This window comes from Streptomyces sp. NPDC004752 (assembly GCF_053601275.1).
The window spans coordinates 62,498-84,966 of record NZ_JBSGBN010000024.1; the positions used below are offsets into that span (position 1 = coordinate 62,498).

20 protein-coding genes and 1 pseudogene are annotated in these 22,469 nt (G+C 68.6%); 14 read left to right on the forward strand and 7 right to left on the reverse strand.

The features are described 5' to 3' along the window. Positions 1-131 precede the first annotated feature (131 nt). Positions 132-1,214 (reverse strand): sensor histidine kinase, encoded by a 1,083-nt coding sequence (locus tag ACWEKM_RS12985; RefSeq protein WP_451621234.1) that lies wholly within the window; start codon positions 1,212-1,214, stop codon positions 132-134. Beyond that, positions 1,207-1,902 (reverse strand): response regulator transcription factor, encoded by a 696-nt coding sequence (locus tag ACWEKM_RS12990; protein WP_451621235.1) that lies wholly within the window; start codon positions 1,900-1,902, stop codon positions 1,207-1,209. The genes ACWEKM_RS12985 and ACWEKM_RS12990 overlap by 8 nt, the downstream gene beginning before the upstream one ends. Before the next feature lie 187 nt (positions 1,903-2,089). Between ACWEKM_RS12990 and ACWEKM_RS12995 the strand changes: the two genes are divergently transcribed. The 13 genes from ACWEKM_RS12995 to ACWEKM_RS13055 all read left to right on the forward strand — a co-directional run bounded on the left by ACWEKM_RS12995 (position 2,090) and on the right by ACWEKM_RS13055 (position 17,901). Further along, a complete protein-coding gene (locus ACWEKM_RS12995) occupies positions 2,090-3,244 on the forward strand; it encodes a lipid II:glycine glycyltransferase FemX (protein WP_451621236.1) in 1,155 nt (384 codons plus the stop codon). A gap of 78 nt (positions 3,245-3,322) precedes the next feature. Next, a complete protein-coding gene (locus ACWEKM_RS13000; RefSeq protein WP_451621237.1) occupies positions 3,323-3,478 on the forward strand; it encodes a hypothetical protein in 156 nt (51 codons plus the stop codon). A gap of 823 nt (positions 3,479-4,301) precedes the next feature. Further along, the gene (gene vanH / locus ACWEKM_RS13005; RefSeq protein WP_451621251.1) at positions 4,302-5,249 is read left to right on the forward strand and encodes a D-lactate dehydrogenase VanH; all 948 of its coding nucleotides are present in this window, start codon (positions 4,302-4,304) and stop codon (positions 5,247-5,249) included. A 4-nt stretch (positions 5,250-5,253) separates the two neighbouring features. Continuing rightward, positions 5,254-6,294: a D-alanine--(R)-lactate ligase VanA-Sc gene (gene vanA-Sc / locus ACWEKM_RS13010; protein ID WP_451621252.1), complete on the forward strand. Its 1,041-nt coding sequence runs from the start codon at positions 5,254-5,256 to the stop codon at positions 6,292-6,294. After that, positions 6,291-6,899, forward strand: a complete 609-nt coding sequence (gene vanX, locus ACWEKM_RS13015; protein WP_451621238.1) for a D-Ala-D-Ala dipeptidase VanX — start codon at positions 6,291-6,293, stop codon at positions 6,897-6,899. The genes vanA-Sc and vanX overlap by 4 nt, the downstream gene beginning before the upstream one ends. A gap of 289 nt (positions 6,900-7,188) precedes the next feature. Continuing rightward, the gene (gene lanKC / locus ACWEKM_RS13020; RefSeq protein ID WP_451621239.1) at positions 7,189-9,792 is read left to right on the forward strand and encodes a class III lanthionine synthetase LanKC; all 2,604 of its coding nucleotides are present in this window, start codon (positions 7,189-7,191) and stop codon (positions 9,790-9,792) included. A 97-nt stretch (positions 9,793-9,889) separates the two neighbouring features. Beyond that, positions 9,890-9,976 (forward strand): class III lanthipeptide, encoded by an 87-nt coding sequence (locus tag ACWEKM_RS13025; protein WP_374215371.1) that lies wholly within the window; start codon positions 9,890-9,892, stop codon positions 9,974-9,976. Positions 9,977-10,149: 173 nt separating this feature from the next. Beyond that, a complete protein-coding gene (locus ACWEKM_RS13030; protein WP_451621240.1) occupies positions 10,150-10,809 on the forward strand; it encodes a GNAT family N-acetyltransferase in 660 nt (219 codons plus the stop codon). Positions 10,810-10,958: 149 nt separating this feature from the next. Continuing rightward, positions 10,959-11,858: an ATP-binding cassette domain-containing protein gene (locus tag ACWEKM_RS13035; protein WP_451621241.1), complete on the forward strand. Its 900-nt coding sequence runs from the start codon at positions 10,959-10,961 to the stop codon at positions 11,856-11,858. Next, positions 11,855-12,616 (forward strand): ABC transporter permease, encoded by a 762-nt coding sequence (locus ACWEKM_RS13040; protein WP_451621242.1) that lies wholly within the window; start codon positions 11,855-11,857, stop codon positions 12,614-12,616. The genes ACWEKM_RS13035 and ACWEKM_RS13040 overlap by 4 nt, the downstream gene beginning before the upstream one ends. Further along, positions 12,616-13,242 carry a flavoprotein gene (locus ACWEKM_RS13045; RefSeq protein WP_451621243.1) on the forward strand — a complete coding sequence of 209 codons (627 nt, stop codon included), beginning with the start codon at positions 12,616-12,618 and terminating at the stop codon, positions 13,240-13,242. Before ACWEKM_RS13040 ends, ACWEKM_RS13045 begins: the two co-directional genes overlap by 1 nt. Then, a complete protein-coding gene (locus ACWEKM_RS13050; protein ID WP_451621244.1) occupies positions 13,239-15,311 on the forward strand; it encodes a prolyl oligopeptidase family serine peptidase in 2,073 nt (690 codons plus the stop codon). The genes ACWEKM_RS13045 and ACWEKM_RS13050 overlap by 4 nt, the downstream gene beginning before the upstream one ends. A 10-nt stretch (positions 15,312-15,321) precedes the next feature. After that, positions 15,322-17,901 carry an FtsX-like permease family protein gene (locus tag ACWEKM_RS13055; protein WP_451621245.1) on the forward strand — a complete coding sequence of 860 codons (2,580 nt, stop codon included), beginning with the start codon at positions 15,322-15,324 and terminating at the stop codon, positions 17,899-17,901. Here ACWEKM_RS13055 and ACWEKM_RS13060 read toward each other — a convergent pair. The 3 genes from ACWEKM_RS13060 to ACWEKM_RS13070 are packed head-to-tail and all read right to left on the reverse strand — an operon-like array spanning position 17,896 to position 20,134. Beyond that, positions 17,896-19,125 carry an MAB_1171c family putative transporter gene (locus tag ACWEKM_RS13060; protein ID WP_451621246.1) on the reverse strand — a complete coding sequence of 410 codons (1,230 nt, stop codon included), beginning with the start codon at positions 19,123-19,125 and terminating at the stop codon, positions 17,896-17,898. The two genes, ACWEKM_RS13055 and ACWEKM_RS13060, sit on opposite strands and share 6 nt — an antisense overlap. Then, the gene (locus ACWEKM_RS13065) at positions 19,122-19,733 is read right to left on the reverse strand and encodes a toxin (protein WP_451621247.1); all 612 of its coding nucleotides are present in this window, start codon (positions 19,731-19,733) and stop codon (positions 19,122-19,124) included. Before ACWEKM_RS13065 ends, ACWEKM_RS13060 begins: the two co-directional genes overlap by 4 nt. Next, a complete protein-coding gene (locus ACWEKM_RS13070; protein ID WP_451621248.1) occupies positions 19,733-20,134 on the reverse strand; it encodes a helix-turn-helix domain-containing protein in 402 nt (133 codons plus the stop codon). The genes ACWEKM_RS13065 and ACWEKM_RS13070 overlap by 1 nt, the downstream gene beginning before the upstream one ends. Before the next feature lie 241 nt (positions 20,135-20,375). Between ACWEKM_RS13070 and ACWEKM_RS13075 the strand changes: the two genes are divergently transcribed. Next, a complete protein-coding gene (locus ACWEKM_RS13075; RefSeq protein ID WP_451621249.1) occupies positions 20,376-21,152 on the forward strand; it encodes an AfsR/SARP family transcriptional regulator in 777 nt (258 codons plus the stop codon). A 369-nt stretch (positions 21,153-21,521) separates the two neighbouring features. On the opposite strand, the gene ACWEKM_RS13080 is transcribed toward ACWEKM_RS13075, so the two are convergent. Then, a complete protein-coding gene (locus tag ACWEKM_RS13080; RefSeq protein WP_451621250.1) occupies positions 21,522-21,878 on the reverse strand; it encodes a hypothetical protein in 357 nt (118 codons plus the stop codon). Positions 21,879-22,036: 158 nt separating this feature from the next. Then, positions 22,037-22,469, reverse strand: a pseudogene (locus tag ACWEKM_RS13085) (hypothetical protein); the annotation flags it as partial.

Consider the following 22,469-nt stretch of genomic DNA (forward strand, 5'->3'; position numbering starts at 1 on the left):
CGAACGACACCTTCGCACACCGGCCTTTACTCCGGGCCCGTACCTACTGCGAGCCCGCACCTACTCCGGTCCCGCACCGCCCCACCACTCGACGACCATGGGCAACGCGAGCGCATCGGTTCCCGGATGCTTCACCTGTCGGTGTGCGGGGATGTCGCGGGGAGTTCCACCGTGATGCGGAGCCCGCCGGCGGGGCGCGGGGTGAGGGTGAGGGTGCCGTCGTGTGCCTGGGTGATGGTCTTGACGATGGCCAGGCCGAGGCCGACGCCTGCGTGGTCGGTGTGTATGCGTTCGGTGCCGCGCTGGAACGGTTCGGTGAGTGTCGAGGCGAGCTGTGGGGAGATGCTCTCGCCGGTGTTCCCGACAGTGAGTACCACCGTCCTGGGGCGGACGCTGGTACTGACCCACACGGTGCCCTGTTCGGGCAGGTTGTGGACGATCGCGTTGTGCACGAGGTTCGTGGTCAGCTGCAGCAGGAGCGCTTGCGATCCGATCGTGGGGGTGATGTCGCCGCTGGTCTCGATGGTGACGTGGTGCTTTTCCGCGAGGGGAAGGAGTGTTTCGGTGGCTTCTTCCGCCACGAGGGACAGGTCGAGGGGTTGTCGGGTGAAGGATCGCTGGTCGGCTCGGCTGAGCAGGAGCAGTGCCTCGGTGAGGTCGATCGCTCGGGTGTTGACGGTGTGGAGGCGTTCGATGATCTCGCCGGTGTCGTGGTGCGGGTCGGTGCGGGCCAGGTCGAGAAGTGCCTTCGAGATCGCCAGCGGGGTGCGCAACTCGTGAGAGGCGTTGGCCGTGAATCTCTGCTGTTCGGCGACGTGTGCTTCGAGCTTTGCGAACATCGTGTCGAAGGCGTCGGCGAGTTCGCGGAACTCGTCCTTGCGGCCCGGTAGCCGGATGCGGTGGGAGAGTGATCCGTTCGTGGCCAGGCGGGTATGGTCCGTGATGCGCGTCAGCGGGGCGAGCATCCGGCCGGCGAGGATCCAACCCCCCACGAGACCGAACACGAGCAGGAACGCCAGCACGAGGGCCGCGGTCGGAGCGAAAGCGCGTACGACAGCGAGGCGGTAGTCGGGCAGGAAGATGAGCCCGATGTGCTTCACACGAGTCAGGAAGAACCACCCGGTGATGAGCATCAGGGCGCCGGCCAGCATGAGGAATCCGGTGTAGCTGAGCGTGAGCTTGAGACGAACGCTCAACCCGGGCTGCCTATCCACGGTCCGCTCCCTCACGTCCGGTGCCGGGTGCTGTGTCGATGCGGTAGCCGACGCCTGGCACGGTGACGATGATCCAGGGTTCGCCGAGCCGCTTGCGCAGCGCCGAGACGGTGATGCGCACGGCGTTGGTGAACGGGTCGGCGTTCTCGTCCCACGCCCGCTCCAGCAGCTCTTCGGCGCTGACGACACCGCCTTCGGCCGCGACGAGGACTTCGAGCACGGCGAACTGCTTCCTGGTCAGTGCGACATAGCGGCCGTCCCGGTAGACCTCCCGGCGGAACGGGTCCAGCCGCAGGCCCGCGATCTCTCGTACGGGCGGCCTGTGGTGCGCGCGCCTGCGGTCGAGTGCCCTGAGCCTGAGCGCGAGTTCCTGGAGTTCGAACGGTTTCGTGAGGTAGTCGTCGGCGCCGAGTTCGAACCCGGTGGCCTTGTCGTCGAGCCGGTCGGCTGCGGTGAGCATGAGGATCGGCATACCGCTGCCGGAGGCGACGATGCGTCTGGCGATCTCGTCACCGGAAGGCCCGGGAATGTCGCGGTCGAGGACGGCGATGTCGTAGGCGTTGACGCTCAGCAGCTCCAGCGCGGTGTCGCCGTCACCCGCGATGTCGGCCGCGATCGCTTCCAGGCGCAGGCCGTCGCGGATGGCCTCTGCCATATAGGGCTCGTCCTCGACGATCAGTACGCGCATACTCCGAGGCTAGGACTCGGCACATATCGTCGGCATATCGAAAACCCCATACGTGCCGGCAACACCACGCTGCCTTGGCTGGGGGCATGTCCTACAGCGAACCAGCACGAACAGCAGCCCAGACCCGGCGGTACCCGGGGTGCGTCGGCGCCCGGTCCGAGAACACCGGGGTGCGGGCGGCGGACCAGTGAGCCGAACCGCGCACCACCGAGGGGCCGGGACCGCGGGCACGGGTCTGACCGTCGGGCCGATCAGTGCCGCCGAGCACTTGGCGTTCGTGCGGACACAGCGGTCGGTCAGCTTTCTGCAGACCCCGGCATGGGGCCGCGTCAAGACCGAGTGGCGCAGCGAGTCCCTCGGCTGGTACGACGGCCGGCAGCTGGTCGGTGCCGGGCTCGTCCTGCACCGCCCGGTGCCGCGGCTCAAGCAGTTCACGCTGGCCTATCTGCCCGAGGGCCCGGTCATCTACTGGACCGGCGAGATCGACGCGTGGCTCGACCCGTTGGCGGCCCATCTCAAGGCACACGGCGCGTTCGCGATCCGGCTCGGCCCGCCGGTGTGCACGCACACCTGGAGCGCCGCCCAGGTCAAGGAGGGCATCGCCGACCCGGGCATCAGGCGGCTCACCGAGATGTCCGGCCAGTGGGCCGACCCGGTCGGCGCCCGCGTGACCAGCCGGCTCAGGGACGCCGGCTGGCTGCCGCAGAGCCCCGAGGACGGTTTCGGGGTCGGGCATCCGCAGTTCAAGTATGAGATTCCGCTGGCAGGCAAAACTGAGGACGACCTGGTCAGGGGCATGAACCAGCTCTGGCGCCGCAACATCAAGAAGGCGGCCAAGGAGGGAGTCGAGGTCACGGTCGATCAGGATCTGAAGGCGTTCCACGACCTCTACGTCCACACCGCCGAGCGCGACCGCTTCACACCCCGGCCACTGCGCTACTTCGAGACCATGTTCGCGGCGCTGAGCGCCGAGAACCCCGAGCGGATCAGGCTCTACCTGGCCCGCCACCAGGGCGACCTGGTCGCCGCCACCATCCTGGTCCGCGTCGGCGCCCACGCGTGGTACTCCTACGGCGCCTCCTCCACCGAGAAGCGCGAGGTGCGCGGCTCCAACGCCTGCCAGTGGGCGATGATCCGCGACTCGCTGGCGGCCGGCTGCGACGTCTATGACCTGCGGGGCATCACCCCCACCCTCGACGCCGACGACCCGCACGTCGGGCTGATCCAGTTCAAGGTCGGCACCGGCGGTCAGGCGGTGAGGTACGTCGGCGAGTGGGACCTGCCGCTGCGGCCGATGGTCTACCGGGCCTTCGACCACTACATGAGGCGGCGCGGGCGATAAGTCTGGCCCTCATGGATGAGCCTGGCTCTCCACGGCTCTCCACGGCTCTCCATAGCTCTCATGGCTCTCATGGCTCTCATGGCTCTCATGGCTCTCACGGTCGACGGTGGCCGTCGGCGCGCTCAGGTGCGCGAGGTCGCCGACCGGACGCCCGATCTGGTGCCGGTCGCCAAGGGCAAGGGCAAGGGCAAGGGCTACGGCTACGGCCTCGGCCCGGTGCCCGCGTACGAGTGACTCGGGCGAGTACGGGGACACCAGGCCCGCTCGCCCCGGCGCGCGGGACACCAGGCCCGCTCGCCCCGGCGCGCCGACTGGCCCAAGGCCGACACGCTCGCGGTCGGCGGCTACGACGAGTTGCCCGAGGTCGCCCGGCGCCACGACGGCAGCCTGCTCGTCCCCGCCCCTGGCACCCGTGGACGGCACCGCACCGCACGACCGGCGGCGGCACGGCAGGGCGGTCACGCCGTCTCCCGCCCCGAGGACCTCACACTCCGGCCGGTCCGGCAGCCCGGCGTACGGGTCCTGCCGAAGTGGTGCACCTCGATGCGGCACCACGGCATGAGCGCGCCGCCGACCTGTGACGCCGTACGCGAGCAGGCGCGGCACCACGCCTGGCCGGAGGGCGTGGCGCCTCACTGTCTCGCCCGGGGTGATCGCGAGGGGCTCTCGCCGACGCATCGGCGGCAGTTGCCTTCGCTCGTGGACGCCGCTTGTCGGCATGACCAAGGGCATCACCCAGCACCTACATCATGCGCCGTGCCGAGGTGGATTCGACTCGGACGGCAGGGACCTTGGCCGACCAGGTGCGGACCGACCGCAGTTTGCGGACGCGTGTTGAGGATGCGCGAGGGTTTCCAGCGCGATCAATGTGCGCGCGCTCTCGGCATTACCGGTCGGTAACGTATCGTCGGCATATCGAAAACCGCATACGGGCCGGCAACACCATGCCTTCTTGACTGGAGGCATGACCTACAGCGAACCAGCCCGAACAGCGGCCCGCCGCACCCGATCGCCGGCGGCCTCGTCCTCCTCGGCCGTCCCGGCAACGGGAATCACCATGTATGGATGCGGACCGGACGAGGCCGTTCTGTTCCGGGAGATGGCACCCCGCTTCGGCGTCATACCCACCATCACGGCGGCGGCGGTATCCGAAGCCAATATTGATCTGGCCTTCGGAAACCGGTGCATCAGCGTAGGTCATAAAACCCGGATCACAAACTCCACTCTTCTTGCACTCGGCCAGGCCGGCGTCGCCTATATCTCCACAAGGAGCATCGGCTACAACCACATCGATGTGGCATACGCGGACCGCGTCGGCATTTCCGTCGAGAATGTCGCCTATTCGCCCGACAGTGTGGCCGACTACACGCTGATGCTGATGCTGATGGCGGTACGGAACGCTAAGTCCACTGTCCGTCGCGTGGACCTGCACGATTACAGGTTGCACGATGTGCGCGGGAAAGAGTTGCGCGACCTGACCGTCGGGGTAATCGGAACAGGACGCATCGGCACAGCAGTCGTGGACCGGCTGCGGGGTTTCGGCTGTCGAATACTGGCCCATGACAATCGCCCCAAGATCGCTACCGATTACGTTCCGCTCGATGATTTGCTGCAGCTGAGCGACATCGTCACGCTCCATGCACCGCTCAACGCGAATACGCACCATCTCCTCGATCGTCGACGTATCGAGCAGATGAAGCACGGCGCGTTCATCATCAATACCGGACGCGGTCCACTGCTCGACACCGAGGCCCTTGTCGGGGCATTGGAAAGCGGCAGATTGGGCGGTGCGGCGCTGGATGTCCTCGAAGGAGAGGAAGGAATATTCTACGCCGACTGCAGAAACAAGCCCATCGCGAGCAAACCGTTGTTGCGGCTGCAAGGGCTGTCGAATGTGCTCATCAGTCCGCACACCGCCTATTACACGGACCATGCCCTGAGCGACACGGTCGAAAACTCCATCACCAACTGCCTGACATTCGAAAGCAGGAATCAGCATGGCTAGCAGCATGGCTAGGTTGAAGGTCGGCATCATATTCGGAGGCTGTTCCGAAGAACACCCCGTCTCCGTCAAGTCTGCGCAAGAGGTGGCACGAAACCTCGATATCGAGAAATACGAACCGTTCTATATCGGGATCACGAAGAGCGGTGCGTGGAAGCTCTGTGACGGGCCTGACGCAGATTGGGAGAACGGCAGGTGCCGTCCGGCCGTGCTGTCACCGGACAGGAGCGTCCGCGGTCTGCTCGTACTGGAGCAGGGACAGTACGAAACGATCAGTTTGGACGTCGTGCTGCCCGTGCTGCACGGCAAACTCGGCGAGGACGGCGCGATGCAGGGTCTGCTGGAACTCTCCGGCATCCCCTACATCGGCTGCGATGTCCAAAGTTCTGCTCTGTGTATGGACAAATCCCTTGCCTACATCGTCGCCGGCAGTGCGGGAATCGCCACGCCGAATTTCTGGACCGTCACGGCGGACGAAAACATTGATCCCGACCGACTCACCTATCCCGTCTTTGTGAAGCCGGCCCGTTCGGGGTCGTCTTTCGGCGTCAGCAAGGTGTCCCGGAAAGCGGAACTGCTGAGTGCGGTGGAAACCGCACGACAGTATGACTCGAAGGTGCTGATCGAAGAGGCCGTCGTCGGCAGCGAGATCGGATGCGCCATCCTGGGGAACGATCGGGATTTGGTCGCGGGCGAGGTGGACCGAATCGACCTCTCCCACGGCTTCTTCAGAATCCATCAGGAGACAGCGCCTGAAAGCGGTTCCGAAAACTCCACGGCAATCGTTCCCGCCGACATTCCGGCAGCGTCGCGATCGCTCGTTCAGGACACCGCAAAGGCCGTATATCGCGCCCTGGGCTGCAGGGGGCTTTCGCGGGTGGACATGTTCCTCACGGACGATGGAGAAGTAGTCCTCAACGAGGTCAACACGCTGCCCGGTATGACCTCGTACAGCCGTTATCCGAGGATGATGGCAGCCGCAGATCTGCCGCTTTCCGAAGTGATCGACCGGCTGGTGTCGTCGGCGTTGACGGGGAACAGTCGATGAAAGACGATTTCGTCTTCGTGGACGAGCTGGTATCCGGAATACGTTGGGATGCCAAGTACGCCACCTGGGACAACTTCACCGGCAAACCGGTGGACGGATACCTGGCAAATCGCATCGTCGGCACGAGGGCCTTCTGTGCGGCTCTGGAAAAGGTGCAGGAGCAGGCCGAATCCCTCGGCTTCGGCCTGCTTCTTTGGGACGGTTATCGTCCGCAACGCGCCGTAGACCGCTTTCTGCACTGGTCGCAACAGCCGGAGGACGGCCGGACGAAGCCACGGCACTATCCGAATATCGACAGAGCCGAGATGTTCGAAAGGGGATACGTGGCCGCCAGGTCGGGCCACAGTCGCGGTAGCACCGTTGACTTGACGCTGTATCACCTGACTACCGGTGAACTTGCTCCCATGGGCGGCGGCCATGACCTGATGGATTCGATCTCACATCATGGAGCCAAAGGGATCACGCGGGTCGAAGCGGAAAACCGTCAGCATCTGCGCTCTATCATGGATGCCTGCGGTTTCAGCTCATACGATTGCGAATGGTGGCATTACACACTGAAAGGCGAACCTTATCCGGACACCTATTTCGATTTTTCCATCACATAGTCGAGCAGTGCAGTCCGCCCGCCGGGCGTATCGGCTCGGCCGACGATGGTCCGTGACCGGGGTGCTTCCCGGCGGGTTTCGGCCGACAGTGCCGTGAGGCTACGGGGGCTGGTGCGGCAGGCCGGGTGCCGAGCTCATCAGCACGTATATCGGGCCTATACCGGCCGTAAACCACCTCACTCCTAGGTTCGTTGCCGTGCCGGGCGGAAGAGAAGCCGCCCATTCCGCGGGGGCACCACGACCGCCGGAAACGCAGCGCGCCCAGAGGACGAGAGGGGGCGAAGACGCCATGGACGAGAATCACCAGTTGTTCGGCTGGTCGGACCTTGTCTTCTACGACACTCCGCACCGGTGGACGGACCCCGCCGCGGAGTTCGCCGTGACCCGCAGGCCGCTCCCCGAGGGGTGGATCCGTTCCGCCGAAGATCTCTGGACAGTACTGCGCCCCGAACAGGTCACGCCGCCCGCGCAGGGCTGGAAGATCCACGTCTCCGCGCGGGCCGGGAACGCCGAGCAGGTGCTCGACATCGTGTGGGACTACTGCACCGCGCACGACCTGCCGTTCAAGCACCTGCGCGACGCGAACATGCATCTCGTCCTCAACTCCAAGTACGCGCCACGGCAGTCGAGCGGCAAACTGGCGGCCCTGTACCCGGGTGACGACGAAGCGTGCCGGACGGCCCTGGAGGAACTGTCTCCCCTGCTGGAGACCGAGGACGGTCCGTATGTGCTCAGCGACCTGCGCTGGGGGAAGGGCCCCCTCTATGTGCGCTACGGCGGGTTCCGGGACCGGCGGACACTGACCGAGGACGGCGAACTCGTGCCGGCTCTGGAGCGGCCGGACGGAGCGCTGGTCCAGGACCACCGCAAGCCCGTCTTCTCGCCTCCGGGCTGGGTACGGCTGCCCGACTTCCTGAAGCCGCATCAGGAAGCCGCCCTCGCGGGCGACGCGGACTTCGGGTACCGCATCGAGAGGGCCCTGCATTTCTCCAACGGCGGAGGGGTGTACCTGGCCGAGCGACTGTCCGACGGAACGCGGCTCGTCCTGAAGGAAGCACGTCCGGGCGCCGGCCTTGACCGTGATGGCCAGGACGCGGTCGTTCGGCTGCGTCGGGAGCGGGACATACTGGCTCAACTCGTCGGTCTGGGCGGCGTGCCGGCCGTCGAGGACTACTTCACCGCCTGGGAGCACGAATTCCTGGCGATGGAGTACCTGCCGGGAGATCCCCTGCTCTTGTGGGCGGGCCGTGAGCACGCGCTGCTGCAGCCGGACTCGGATGACCAGGACGTGGCCCGCTACACGCGCGAGGCGCTGAGGCAGCTGGACCGCATCTCCCGGCTCCTTGACCGCATGCATGAGCTGGGCGTCTTCTTCGGTGATCTCCATCCCGGCAACATCCTGGTGACCGAGAGCGGCGACATCTCCTTCATCGACTTCGAGACGGCGTTCCGGGAGACGGACCAGGCCCGGCCGGCCATGGGGGCGCAGGGCTTCGCGGCTCCATGGCTGCACAGTGGGCGGGACATGGACCGGTATGCGCTGGCTTCCCTGAAGCTGTGGTTCTTCCTGCCGGTCAACCGGATCTTCCCGCTCGGGCCGACCAAGGTGGCGCGGACGGCGGCCGCCGTGCAGGAGCGGTTCCCGGTGCCGGACGGCTTCGCCGCCGGGATTTTACGGGACATGGGTGTCGAGAACGGGCGCAGCGATCGGGTGTCTCCCGTGCTGCCGCCGCGTCTGGCGTCCGCCCGGCGGGCCGCACTCGGGACACCGCTCGACGTCGACCTGGACACCGAGCAGACGGACTGGCCCGCGGTGTGCGGCTCGCTGGCCGCGGCGATCCGGTCCAGCGCCACACCGTCGCGTACGGACCGTCTCTATCCGGGGGATGCCCGGCAGTTCCGCTACGGTCCCGCATCCTTCGCCCACGGGGCGGCCGGAGTCCTGTGGGCCTTGGCCGCCACCGGACATGAACGGCCGGCGGAGCACGAGGAGTGGCTTGTGGCGACCGTGCGCGGCGGTCTTCCGCCGCAACCTGGCTTCTATACCGGCATGCACGGAACCGCCTACGCCCTCGACCGCCTCGGGCACGGCGGGGAAGCCTGCTCCGTCGTGGCCGAGGCGGCTGCGCTCACCGACAAGGTCCACGGCATGTCCTTGTTCGGCGGACTGGCCGGGATCGGGCTCAACTCCCTCCATTTCGCGCAGCGTCACGGAATGAGCGAGGCGCGTCGGGACACCGAGCGGGTCGCCGACCGGCTGGCGGACCTGATCCGCACGGGACGGCGACCGGGGGCGGAGCGTCGTTCGGGGCTGATGCACGGCTGGTCCGGTCCGGCCCTGTTCTTCATACGGCTGTACGAGGACAGCGGTGACCCCTCACATCTCGATCTGGCCCGCGCCGCGCTCGACCGTGATCTGGCGGGATGCACACGTCATGACAACGGCACCGTCCAGGTCCTGGAAGTCGGCCGCCGCACCCTCGCGTACGTGGAGAGCGGGAGTGCGGGCATCGGGTTGGCGGCCGACGAGTTCCTGGTCCACCGTCCGGACGAGCAACTGACCGCAGCCGTACAGGGCATCGCCACCGCATGCCGCACCGAACTGATCGTGGAGTCGCACCTGTTCAACGGGCGGGCGGGTCTGCTGGCCGCGCTGGTGCGCCTCAGCCACCGTGATCCGGCGTTCGACGCGGGACCCGCGATCCGCCGCCACCTCAGACGCTTCGGCTGGCTGGCGCTGTCCTACCGCGGGCATCTCGCGTTCCCCGGAGACCAGAGCCTCCGGCTGTCCATGGACCTGGCCACCGGAAACGCCGGCGTGCTCCTGGGCATCGGCACCGCCCTGGACGGACCGGCCGAGTTTCTCCCCTTCTTCCGCCCGCGTACCCCGTGACACGAGTCGCGGCTGGAAGGCAGAGCGATGTCCCCCGCCCGGCCCTGGAAGGGGAGCAAGAGGGGCAACCGACGGAAAAGGAGAGGAGGTGACAACCATGGCCACGATTCTCGAGCTGCAGGAGCTGGAGACCTCCACCGAGGGTTCCGAGCTGCCCGTGAGCACCGCCAGCTGGCACTGCTGAGCGCAGCGCCGAACGCATGAAAGCACGGTGTGAGGCTGATACCACCAGAGCGGCCTCACATCTGTCGGCCGGGCCCGCTGCGCCATCGCGAGGGCACCACCTCGTCGGCGGCGGGCCCGGCATCCACCGTACGGGTTCCCGCGGATCCGGCAAACCCCCCTGGGGAGAATCTGATGGCGATGGTCGGCAAGCTGGTCCGTCTGAAGCGCATGTCGCACGATGACTTCGAACAACTCGCGCAGTGGGCGTCGGACCGTTCCGGCGCGTACTCGTCGGCGTCGACGGACTTCGTGTCCGGTGCGGAACTGCAGGACTACGCGCAGCAGAGCGGCCACCAGTACCTCGCTGTCGTCACACACGACGGGGAGCGGCTGGTCGGCGTCGTGGACTACTCCCAGGCGACGTATTCCGGCAACTACGAGATCGGCGTCAACATCGGGAGGCCCGAGCAGTGGAGCTCGGGCTATGGAGCCGATGCGCTGGGCCTCTTGCTGCGCTACCTGTTCCACGCCAAGAACGCGCATCGCGTCCAGGGCGTCGTCGGCCTCTACAACAAGCGCAGCATCCAATTGGTGTGCAGCCGCGGCTTCACCATCGAGGGCCTGCTGCGCGACTACTTCTTCCTCGATGGCGCGTACCACGACGGCGTGGCCATCTCGATGCTCCGGGACGACTACTACGCGGTGTTCCGCACCGAGCAGGACAGTGACATGGACACCGTCCCGGCACAGGAGAGGCGGCAGGCCCGGCAGGCCGTGGAACGTCTGCTGTCCGGCGAGACCGGTCACCACCTCCGTACCTTTCTCGGCCGTTCGGAAGTTCCGGGCGCATGACAGCGCCGGGGATCGCCGCCCAGGCCGAGCCGACGGGACGGGCCGGCCGCCCGGCTGCCATCGAGGTCCGGGGGTTGAGCAAGGTGTACCCCGTGCCTGGGCGCCGCCGGTGGAGGCACCCAGGCGGCCGAGAGCCCGAGGTGCAGGCGGTGCGGGGTATCGACCTGCACGTCCCGAGCGGTGAGATCTTCGGCTTCCTCGGCCCCAACGGCGCCGGCAAGACGACCACGGTCCGGCTGCTCACCACTCTCCTCGTACCGGACGGCGGAACCGCGACGGTGGCCGGGTACGACGTGCTGTCGCAGCCGCGCGAGGTCCGGCGGAGCATCGGCTACGTCAGCCAGTACGGCGGGGTGAACCCGGCGACGCAGGTGCGCGCCAATGTGCTGTTGCAGGCACGGCTGTTCGGAATGACCGGGGTGGTCGCCAGGCGGCGCGCGGACGCGATGCTCGAACTCTTCGGCCTCAAGGCCCTGGCACAGCGCCGTGTGTCCAGCCTGTCGGGCGGCCAGGCACGCAGGCTCGCGCTGGCCATCGGCCTTGTCCACACCCCGGACCTGCTCTTTCTCGATGAGCCCACGCTCGGCCTCGATCCCCGCGCCAGGGCCGGCCTGTGGCAGGAGATCCGCGGTCTGCGCGAGCGCGGCCACACCGTATTTCTCACCAGTCACTACCTTGACGAAGTCGACAGCCTCTGCGACCGACTGGCGATCATCGACCAGGGCCGGATCGTGGCCCGCGGCACTCCTGCCGAGCTGAAGAGAACGCTCTCGCCCGATGTCCTGCGTCTCCGTCTGGGCAAAGAGCCCGCCGAGAGGGCCGAGTCCCTGCTCGCACACCTGCCGTCGGTCCGCTCGGTGCGGTCGGACGGTCCCGAGCTGCGGGTGTACGCGGACGACGGCGAGCGCACACTGCCTGCCGTCCTGCGCGCTCTGGACGCGCAGGACCTTGCCGTCGACACCGTGGTCCTGACCCGTCCCAGTCTCGACGACGTCTTTCTGCACCACACGGGCCGGTCCCTCGACAGCGCGCCGGGGGTGACACGGTGACGGCCTTCCTGCGGGAATCCGGCATGCTCTACCGCTTCGCCCTGCACGAAGCGCTCAACAACCGGACCTGGGTCGTGCTGGGACTCGGCCAGCCGGTGATGTGGCTGGTGCTGTTCGGGCCGCTGCTCGAACCGCTGTCGGGTCCCGGTATCGGTGGCGGCAACCGGCTCGCCCAGTTCGTTCCCGGACTGCTGATGATGGTCGCCCTGTTCGGCAGCACCTTCATGGGTCTTGGACTGCTGGCGGATCTGCGCGCCGGTTTTCTGGAACGGCTGGCCGTCACCCCGGTCGCCCGGGTGGCCCTGCTGGCGGGATGGCTGCTGCGTGATGTCACCTTGCTCGCCGCCCAGGGGCTGCTCCTGTTGGCGGTCGGCACGGTCATGGGCCTGCGCGCCGACCTTCCAGGCTCTCTGCTGGCACTGGTGCTCGTCGCCCTGGTCGGCGTCCTCGGTGCCGGATCCTCCTACGGCATGGCTCTTGTCGTGCGCGACGAGAACACCCTGGCCGGCGCGGTCAATTTCGTCACCATGCCACTGACGCTGGTGAGCGGGCTGCTACTGCCCGTGGCGCTCGCGCCCGACTGGCTGCAGGCCCTGGCCAGGATCGATCCCCTCTACTACGCCGTCGAAGCCGCCAGAAATCTGATGACCGGCCACCTCGCGGACGCTGCGGTGCCGACCGGGTTCACCGTGATCACCGTGCTGGCCCTGGGCGTCGTCTGCTGGTCCGCGTCCTTGTACCGCAAGGGAGTTGTCTGATGGAGCGGGATGCGACACCGTTCGCACAAGGGCCGGGGACCGAGGGAGTCCCCCTGCCTCCGCCGCGCGCACCGCGTCATCTGCCGCTCGCCCGCGGTCAGGTGGTGCTGGTCGGCACGGGGGCGTTCTCCGCCTGCGAACTGCCCGGGTGGGCCGCTCTGTTGCGTTCGTGGTACGGCTGGTCCATCCGGCCGTGCCTGACCCACTCGGCACAGCGGCTCGTCTCGCGCGACGCCCTCGCGGCGGGCGCCGGCTCGGCCGTGTGGGGGCCGCAGTGGCCGACCTCGGAGGGGGTGCCGCCGCATCAGGACCTCGCCTCCTGGGCCGACTTGGTGCTCGTGATGCCCACCACCACCAACTTTCTCGCCAAATGTGCCGCCGGTATGCCCGACAGCCTGGCCCTGAGCACGGTGATGAGCGCGACCTGCCCAGTGGTCCTCGTGCCCTCGTTCCCCGAGGCGGTCCTGCGCCGGCCGTCGCTGGAGCGCAACCTCAAACTCGCGGAAGAAGAGGGGTATTACGTGGTTCCCACCCAGCACGGCGTGTCCGTGCACACGGGTCGCGCAGGGCCCGGGGCCATGGCCGATCTGGTGACCGTCCTGCGCTTCACCGCATCGGTGCTGTGACCGGCGAAGAGTACGAGGCCGGGCAGCCCGTGCGTGTTCTCAGGGAAGCGGTGACCGACGACATCTTCGGGCGGCGCGTGCACGATCCGTATCGCTGGCTGGAAGACGCCGCTGCCGAGCGGACCTTGAAGTGGCAGACCGCCCAGGACGCGTGGTTCGACGTATCGCGGCGCACATGGACGCGGCGGTTCGGGCCCCGGCTGCGCGAACTGTACGGTGCCGCTGAGCGGGGAGTCCCGCTCTGTCGCGGCGAGCGGAGCTTCTTCCTGCGACGGCCACCGGGCGGTGAGCACGAGGTGCTGTGCACCGCGACTCCGGATGAAGCGGAGCGCGTACTGCTGGACCCGGCCCGGGCCTCGGCCGACCGGGGCACCACGGTGCTGGAGCGCTGGGCCCCTTCGCCCGACGGACAGTCGGTGGCCTGCCAGCTGTCCGCCGACGGAGCCGAGACCGCGGCCCTGATGATTCTCGACGTCGCGTCCGGACGTCTGGCGGACGACGGCATCAGAGGCTGCCGGGCCTCGCCGGTCGCCTGGCTCTCCGACAGCCGGTCCTTCTTCTACGTACGCCCGCCCTACGACGCCGACAGCGCGCCGGGGGCGGCGCGGTGGCTCTGGCTGCACCAGGTCGGGAAACCCGCCGCCGACGACGTACGGGTGCTGGGCGGCGACGAGGACCCGCGTCGCGTCTACGACATCGGCCTCGGTGACGACGGCCGGCTGCTGCTGGCCTCCGTCTCCTCGGCCCCGGCGCGCCCGCGGGAACTACTGATCGCCGATCTGGCACGGTGCCGGGCGGAGCGACCGCTGTGGCGGCGCATCCGGCCGGGCAGCACGCAGGTGCGAGGCGAGGTCGGGCCGGACGGACTGCTGTATCTGCTGACGGACGACCAGGCCCCGCGTCGCAGGCTGTGCGTCGTCGATCCCGCACGGCCGGACGGACCGTGGCGGGAGGTCATCGGGGAGGACCCCCAGGCCGTGCTCAACGGGTTCGCCCACCTGGGTGGCGGGCTGCTCCTCGCCCTGTGGGCACGTGACGCCATCAGCCACATCACGGTCCACCGCATCGACACCGGCGAGACGACAGGCCAGGTCCCGCTGGAGCGCCCCGGGACCATCACGGGGCTCACGGTGAGGGCCCGTACGGATGACTCGCCGGGTGCGGCGTGGCTGGGATATTCGAGCATGACCGAACCCGGTCATGTCCTGTGCTACGACGGCCTTTCGGGACAACTCGTGCGCTCCGAGCACCCCCCGCGACGCACAGCTCGCGCACCCGTCAGGGCTCGTCATGTCCGCTACCCCAGCAAGGACGGTACGCCGGTCGGCATGCTGCTCCTCGCGCCGGACACGGCGCCGCGCCGCCCGCGCCCGCTGCTGCTGACGGGATACGGAGGGTTCGGCGTCAGCATGGGCCCCGGGTACCAGCCGGACGCGGTGGCCTGGGTGGAAGCGGGCGGCGTCTACGCCGTGGCGCAGGTCCGCGGCGGTGGAGAACAGGGGGCGCGGTGGCACCGGGCGGGGACCGGGGCCGCCAAGCAGAACAGCATCGACGACTTCAACGCGGCCGCCGAGTGGCTCATCACCCACGGCTGGACCACCCCCGAACAGCTGGGCGCCGTCGGCAGTTCGAACGGCGGACTCCTGGTCGGCGCGGCGCTGGTGCAGCGCCCCGAGCTGTACCGGGCGGTGGTCTGTTCCGCGCCCGTGCTGGACATGCTCCGGTACGACCGCTCGGGGCTCGGGCACCTGTGGCGCGCCGAATACGGACGTGTGAACGATCCGACGGAGGCGCAGTGGCTGCTTGACTACTCTCCGTACCATCATGTCCGGGAGGGCACGGCCTATCCGGCGGTGCTGTTCGCGGCCTTTGAGGGGGACACCCGTGTCGATCCCGCCCACGCGCGCAAGATGTGTGCCGCCTTGCAGCACGCGAGCAGCTCGGGTCGGCCGGTTCTGCTGCGGTACGAGCGTGGCAGCGGTCATGGCAAGCGGACGATGAGCCAGGCGGCGGCGCTGGGCGCCGACACCCTGGCGTTCCTGAGCGAGCAGTTGGGACTGGAGAGTTGAGGACCGCACGATGCCATCTCTCTCGTGGCGCACGGTACGGGGACAGGCGCCGGGGCAGGCCGGCGCCTTCGTAGGAATTCTGCTCGGCGTGGTGCTGATCACGCTGTGGGGGGTGTACTTCGAGTCGAGCCTGCGGATGACGGCCGTCCCCCAGCGTTTCGCCGCGGCCGACGTCGTGGTCGATGGCGACCCATGGGTGCAGGACATTGAGCCGGGCGGACGGCAGCTCCAGGCCATCCTGCCCGAGGAACGGCCCCTGCCGCAGGACCTGGTCGACCAGGTCCGCGCGGTTCCCGGAGTACGGGACGCGGTTGCCGACCGGCCCTTCTACGCGCAACTCGTCGGCCCGGACGGCAAAGCCGTGCGCGGGCCGGACGGCGGCACCTCCCGAGGCCACTCCTGGGCCACCGCCGCCCTGGCCCCCTTCCAGGTGCTGGCCGGTGAACCGCCCACCCGCACCGGTGAGGTGATGCCCGATCGCCGCACCGCCGAGGCGGCCGACGCCCGGCCCGGCGCCGAGATCCGTGTGGTGACGGCGGCCGGGGTCCGCACCTACCGGGTCAGCGGCATCGCCGAACGCAAGGGAACGTCCACCGAAGGACAACGGAGTGAAGCGGCCCTGTTCTTCTCCGACGACGAGGCGGCCGATCTGTCCCGCGCCTCGGGCGGAAGCGGCGGCCCGTACGCCATCGCGGTGCGGGCGGACTCCGGCGTGGCCGCACGGCAGCTCGCGTCACGGATCTCGGATCGGCTGCACACGCCGGGAGTCCGAGCCCTGTACGGCGATGACAAGGGCGAGGCCGAGGGACAGGAGGCCGTGGCGGGGCGCGACTTCGCCCTCGCCGTCTCCGCGTCCTTCGGGCTGCTGGCCGCCCTGTTCGCCACGATCATCGTCATCGGGCCCTTCACCATCGCCGTCCAGCAACGGAGGCGTGAGATCGCCCTGCTGCGTGCGGTGGGCGCGACCCATGGCACGGTGCGCGGCATGCTCTGCGGTGAGGCGCTGATCCTGACGTGTGCCGGTGTGGTGATCGGCGGGCCACTCGGTCTCCTGCTCTCCGGGCCGGTGCGGGGCCTCTTCGTCTCCGCGGGCGTGCTTCCCGCCGGTCTGACCCTGGTGCGCGGGCCCCTTCCGGTGCTTGCCGCCGGGGCGTTGAGCCTCGTCGGGACCCAGGCCGCCGCCCTGCTCGCGGCCCGCAGGGCGGTCCGTATCCGGCCGGTCGAGGCCCTGCGTGAGGCCGACCGGGCCCCGCGGAGGATGTCTGTCGTACGCGTCGTCGCCGGGATTCTGGCACTTGCGGCAGGGGTCGTGTTCACCCTGGGGAGAGCCGGCGGCGAGGTCGCCGTCATGGACACTCTGACTCAAGTCGCCGTACTGATCATCGGGTTCACACTGCTCGCCCCGCCGGCGGTGCGCGGCGGCATCGCTCTGCTCGGACCGGTGCTGGCCCGGCTCGGCGGGATGCCCGGGCGTGTTGCCCGGGGTGCGCTGCGGGCGGACAGCCGGCGACTGGCCGGCGCGGTCGTTCCGCTCACCGTCGTCTGCGCCTTCGCGGGAGCGGTGCTCTTCACCGGATCGACGTTGCAGAAAGAGGGAACCGACCAGGCCGACGCGCGGCTGACGGGAGTGGGGCGGGTGCTGGTCACGGACGGCGTCGACGGACTGCCGCCCGCGGTGGCACAAGCCGTACGGAAACTCCCGGCGGTACGCGAGGCCGCCGCAGCGGTCGAGACCCGCGTCGTGGTCCGGCACTCCAGCCCGGTGGGGGACATCCTGGAGTCGTTTCCCGCGCAGGGCCTGGAGCCGCGGGCCGCGGCGGAGCTCATGGACCTGGGCGTGAGCGCCGGACGGCTGGCCGATGTCCGGAGCGAGTCGATGGCGGTGTCCACTTCCCTCGCCCGGAAGACGGGCTGGCGTGTCGGCCGCACGGCCGCGGTCGTGCTCGGCGACGGGGCCACCGCCCGGCTGCGCGTGGCGGCGCTGTTCCGGCGGTCCGCCGGCTTCGGTGATCTGGTTCTTCCGCACGACCTCGCCCTGCACCATGAGTCACTCGGGCTCGATTCGCAGGTGTATCTCGGGCTACGCCAGGGTGCAGCGAACGCCGACGCGCAGGTGGACCGGCTGCTGGACCGGTTTCCGGGCATCGAAGTGCTGAACCGCCAGCAGGCCGCGGACCGGGCCGAGGCCGTGTCCGCCACCGACGCACGCAGCCGCTACCTGTTGCTCGGCACCCTGCTCGTGTTCAGCGCCGCTGCCGCGGCGACAGCCCTCACCATGGCCTCGGTCCACCGCAAGAAGGATCTGGCGCTGCTGCGCACGCTCGGCGCCGACCGCGGCCAGTTGACGCGGGTGGTGCTGTGGGAATGGGCGGCGGTCTCCGTTCTCGCACTGCTGGCGGGTGGCGCGCTGGTGACGTTGCCGATGGCGGTCTTCAGCCAGGCGGCGACCGGCTCGATGGTGCCTTCCCTGCCGGTGCTGATGGTGGCCGGCACGGTCCTGTCGACGGTGCTGCTCGCCCTGGTGGCGAATCTGCTCCCCGCGGCCATGGTGCTGAGGGTGCGGACGCTCGGCGATCTGCCCTCGTCATGAGGTTCGTCCGCCGGAGGGGAGGGAAGGTACCGGGCCACGGACCAGGGCCCCGTGCCACGGCTGCCGCTCAAGCCGCCGGAAGGCGCGCGCGACCTGAGTGAGCCACTCGGTTTCGGCAGCCAGGTCATGTCGCTGAGCGAGGGCGGCGTCGCGCTCGGCAGGGGCCACGATCGCGACGGAATCCGACCCACGTGCCCGCAGCCCGGCCATGAGCACGGCCGCCTCATGGGCGGCCGTGATGTCCGTCAGGTCCTTGCCCGCCACCAACGCCTCGTCCGCCTGGGCGAGATGGGGCCGTAGCGACAGCTGTCCGTCCCTGATCTCTATGACCCGCCGGTACAGGCGGTATCGCAGGCCCCGCCGGGGCAGGAGATCGACGAGGAGGGACTGCGGTGGTTCCAGCGCGATGCCGGGAGTCGCCCGGTACAGAGCGTCCCACAACGGCCGAAGCCGCAGGTAGGAGAGGTAGGCGACGACACAGCGGTGGCCGGCTATCACGCGCGGTCCCCAGCTGGGAACGGTCCAGCCGAAGATCTGCAGGAGCGGGCCGAGGCTCCCGGTGATCCACCACGAGGAGTTCCAGGGGGAGGTCGAGCCCAGCCAGCTGTGCAGTGTCTCTACGCTCCGTGTCACGCAATAGCACAGGGTGCATACCGAACCGGCCGTTACCGCCCACATTCCCCGGCTCAGCCAGGGACGCCCGGCGATCCTGGCGTAGTGCAGACAGCGGCGGCCCGCCTCGAACTGCCCCACCGCATAGAGCACGAGATGCGCCATATAGGGAACGGCATAGTACGGGTCACCCATGTTCCTCAGGACGTCGGCGTCATCGGACACTTCGTGCCGGGGCAGCCCGAGGGCGATGAAGGCCACGCCCAGGGCGATGAGCGAGATGCCGTATCCGAGGATCCGCCGCCGTGCCCTGCGGGCCGCCCGCGCGGGAGGATCGGACCAGTGCGCGAGGACCACCTGTTGGGCGGCGGTGAGGACGACCACCATCGCCTGTACCAGAAGGAACGTGGCCCCCGGCAGGCCGACGAGCGCGGCGGCGAGCGAGCGGACCGGCTCAAGCCCCATGGCAAAGCACAGGCAGGTGGCGAGGAAGTAGGTGCACAAGGCGATACGAGCAGGATCGAGTCGTGCGCGTACGAGCCCCGGCACCTTGTACAGGAACGCCGCGAGGGCCCCCAGGGCACAGCACCAGGCGAACACTTGGTAGATCACGTGTGGCTGCCGTAGACATCGGCGGCGTGGGGCGCCGTACCGTTGCGGCTGCCCAGTCCGATCGCTTCCTCGATGCGGGCCAGAGTCTCCTGATGAGCAGGTGTCGTTCCCTGCTCGGGCTGGGCGTACTGGTGCCGGGCGTTCAGCGACAGCAGTAGCAGTGACGCCATGACTTCGGCCTCCTGCTCCGCTTCCTGTGTATAGCCGCAACGCATCAGCATGCCCTTGACGAGACTCGGATCCAGATCCGCGAAGAGCTCGACAGGAGGGTTCTCGGTGCTGCCGTCGCCGTGGTGGTCGCACAGCATGTGCGACAACTCGTGGGCGATGATGTGCGATTGGTGCGCTGTGCTGGTGTGTCGCTCGTAGGCGATGTAGTCGGCGTCTTCCGCGCGGAGCCAGATTCCGAAGACGCCCGTGGCGTGCAGTTCCACGGGAAGCAGATGAAGGGGACGTCCGGTACGGCGTCCCACGACGTCGCACACGGCCGCCATGTCGGGCAGTACCGGGATGTCCAGCGCGGCGAGCCGCTCGCGGCAGGCTCGCCGTAGCTTCTTGAGGTGTCGCCTGCGTAACCGGCCATCGACGGGACAGCCAGGCACAGACATCAGTCGTCCTCCACGGGGGGTAGTCCTTGCAGTTTGCGTACCTGGTCGAGCACGGTGACGATCGCCTGCAGGCTCTCCTGCGGCAGTCCCACCGCCCGCAGTGCGAGGGCGCGGACGCCGGACTGGCTCATATGGTCGAGCAGGGTGAGTTGCCGCAGCACCGTCTGCGCGTGATCGGAGTCGACGAAGTAGGCGGGAGACACTCCGAAGAACTCGGCCAGAGCCGACTGAAGCTCGGGAGACGGGCGGGTGCGTTTGCCGTTGCGCAACGCGGACAGGTACGCCCCGCTCACCCGGATCTGCGGGTGCGACTCCTTGATCCGGGCCGCCACCTCGTCGTTCGTCCAGCGGCGTCCCTCGGGACGACTGGTACGGAACAAGCTGTCCAGCAGCTCGGACAACGACGCACGCTGTGGCTCGTCCGGCAATGCACACCTCCCACCCCAACGTGCCATAATCAACTATCAGTTGAGGACCTTATCAAGGATTCGACTGATGGTTGACTTGCTGGCGGGTCAACTGTAACTATTTCTCCACAGGGTTGAACGTGAGGAAAGGGACAACCTCGGTTTTGGCCGGGAGTTGACGAGATGTGTCGGCAACGGCGGTGGGACGCTGAGGGCCGACCACAGGGGGAACCTCATGGAAGTCAGGATCCTGGGGCCAGTGCGTCTGACCGCCCATGGCCGCACTCTCCAGATCGGTTCGTTCAAGCAACGCACACTTCTGGCCCTTCTCGCCTGCGGCAACGGCGCCGTGATCTCTGTCGAGCGGCTCATGGACGCGTTATGGCAAGGCGCTCCGCCACCGAGCGCCGCCAAGAACTTGCAGGTCTACGTGTGGCATCTGCGCAAGGCGCTCGGCATGTGCGATGCCGCGGACAGGCTGCAGCACGCGCCGCCCGGATACCGGCTCGTGCTGCGACAGGACGAACTCGATCTCGCATCGTTCGAACGTCGTGTCACCAGGGCACGGGAGCAGCGCGACCGCGGCCGCCTGCGCCGAGCCCTCGTGGAATTCCAAAATGCGCTCGCCAGCTGGCAGGACGAGGCGCTCGCAGACGTGGTGTCGGTACCCGCCCTCTATGCCGAATCGGTTCATCTGGAAGAGCTGCGGCTCTCCGTGATTGAGGAGTACCTCGACACCGCGCTTGCCCTTGGGGCGTACAACGACGTCATCTCGACGGTGGACGCGCCGATCCGTGCCCACCCTTTCCGCGAGCGGCTGTGGACGGTGCGCATCCTCGCCCTGTATCTGTCAGGGCGTCAGAGCGACGCGCTCGCCGCGTACGGCGAACTTCGTCACAGGCTCAGCGTTGAACTCGGCCTGGAGCCGTCGGCGGCGCTGCAAGAGGTGCAGCAGCTCGTACTGAGCGGCTCACCGCTGCCCGAGGGCGCGCTCCTGGTGAGGCTGCGCTGAGTCGGCGGTGCTGCTGTGCCGCGGTCGAGCAATCAGCCCGCGGGCGATGTTTCCGCGTGGTGAGCGAGATCGGGCAGGCTCACGGAACTCCGCTGCGGGCGATCTCGCGCAATGCGTTCCGGTACGCCGACCGGCGGCACGGTACGCCGATCGCCGGCGGCCCGGTGCGGCCGGGTGCGATGCGGCTTCGGCGCGGGATGCGGCCGACCTGCGGGCAGCGCTTTCGACGCCCGTCTTCGGGACGGCGTGGAACTCCTTCGGCTCGGCCGCGGCCTTGTGGAGGTCAGCGGCAGCACGCCGTTGTCGGCCGGCGCCTCGGTGGGCGTCGACGCCGAGGGCAACGCGGTCGGCGGCCTCTTTGGGGAGGGCTCACTCAGAGGTGTCGCGGAAAGACGTGGGCGGCGGGTGTTCTTCTTCGCGCTCCTCTTCGTGTTCCTCGGCGGGCGTTCGCTCGTAGGCGACGCACAGGGTCGCCGCGGTGATCGTCAGGAGGGCCGCGGCGTACGAGCAGGCCGTGGTCACGGTGCCGGGTGCCGCGGCCAGGCGGGGTGCGACACCGGCCAGCAGGGCGGCGTGTCCGGTCGAGGCGGCCATGGCCAGCAGCCGGGCCGAGCCGTCACCGCGGTGCGGCAAGGGCGGGGCCCAGCCCAGCAGTGTGGCCAGTGCGGGCGGCCATACGAGCACGGTGCACATCCCGAGCAGGGCGCAGCCGATGGTGGTGTTCATCCGGGCACTCCGTAGGCGTGTCGGCAGCGCGCCAGACGGACGTCCGGGCTCACCCCGTGGGGGATCCTAGCCGTCGCGTGCCCGCATTGCGGCGGAGATGTGAATCTTGAGTGCCGATGAACCCAAGTGTGATGTTATGGCGGCGCGCGGCGGCCGGGTCAGTCGCCGTCCTCGTCGTCGTGCTTCTTGTTCCGGCCCTTCTGTTCCGGCTGCTTCTCCGGCTGTACGTCATGAGCGCCGTTGTCGTCCGCGGAGTCGGCGGAGACGGAATCGGTGGAGCCCGTGTCGGCGGGGGCGGATTCGGTGGCGGACGACGGGGCGGGAGCCGAGTTGTGCGGTGCGTCGGGTCCCGAGGTCTCCGCCGAGCCGGCGTCCGGGGAGAACAAGGCCATGCCGATCAGCAGGGCGGCCACGAAGAGCACCGTCGCGGCGACGGCGCCCACCAGTTTCGGGCTGCGTGTGACGAGGTGACGCAGTGCGGGCCGGCGGCGGCCGCGGCTCCGGTGGGGCGAGGAGGCGTGTGCGCCGGAGTTCGGCAGCGCGTAGGTGGTCGCGGGGCCCGGCTCGCCGGGCAGGTGCCGGGGCCGGGCC

What these genes read in the sequence shown, in the direction of transcription:
- ACWEKM_RS13075 (WP_451621249.1), top strand. Translation starts at nt 20,376, where the DNA reads ATGGAAGTCAGGATCCTGGGGCCAGTGCGTCTGACCGCCCATGGCCGC.
- ACWEKM_RS13055 (WP_451621245.1), top strand. Translation starts at nt 15,322, where the DNA reads ATGCCATCTCTCTCGTGGCGCACGGTACGGGGACAGGCGCCGGGGCAG.
- vanH (WP_451621251.1), top strand. Translation starts at nt 4,302, where the DNA reads ATGTATGGATGCGGACCGGACGAGGCCGTTCTGTTCCGGGAGATGGCA.
- ACWEKM_RS13045 (WP_451621243.1), top strand. Translation starts at nt 12,616, where the DNA reads ATGGAGCGGGATGCGACACCGTTCGCACAAGGGCCGGGGACCGAGGGA.
- ACWEKM_RS13065 (WP_451621247.1), bottom strand. Translation starts at nt 19,733, where the DNA reads ATGTCTGTGCCTGGCTGTCCCGTCGATGGCCGGTTACGCAGGCGACAC.
- ACWEKM_RS13000 (WP_451621237.1), top strand. Translation starts at nt 3,323, where the DNA reads ATGGCTCTCATGGCTCTCACGGTCGACGGTGGCCGTCGGCGCGCTCAG.
- lanKC (WP_451621239.1), top strand. Translation starts at nt 7,189, where the DNA reads ATGGACGAGAATCACCAGTTGTTCGGCTGGTCGGACCTTGTCTTCTAC.
- vanA-Sc (WP_451621252.1), top strand. Translation starts at nt 5,254, where the DNA reads ATGGCTAGGTTGAAGGTCGGCATCATATTCGGAGGCTGTTCCGAAGAA.
- ACWEKM_RS13030 (WP_451621240.1), top strand. Translation starts at nt 10,150, where the DNA reads ATGGCGATGGTCGGCAAGCTGGTCCGTCTGAAGCGCATGTCGCACGAT.
- ACWEKM_RS13025 (WP_374215371.1), top strand. Translation starts at nt 9,890, where the DNA reads ATGGCCACGATTCTCGAGCTGCAGGAGCTGGAGACCTCCACCGAGGGT.
- ACWEKM_RS12990 (WP_451621235.1), bottom strand. Translation starts at nt 1,902, where the DNA reads ATGCGCGTACTGATCGTCGAGGACGAGCCCTATATGGCAGAGGCCATC.
- ACWEKM_RS13080 (WP_451621250.1), bottom strand. Translation starts at nt 21,878, where the DNA reads ATGAACACCACCATCGGCTGCGCCCTGCTCGGGATGTGCACCGTGCTC.
- vanX (WP_451621238.1), top strand. Translation starts at nt 6,291, where the DNA reads ATGAAAGACGATTTCGTCTTCGTGGACGAGCTGGTATCCGGAATACGT.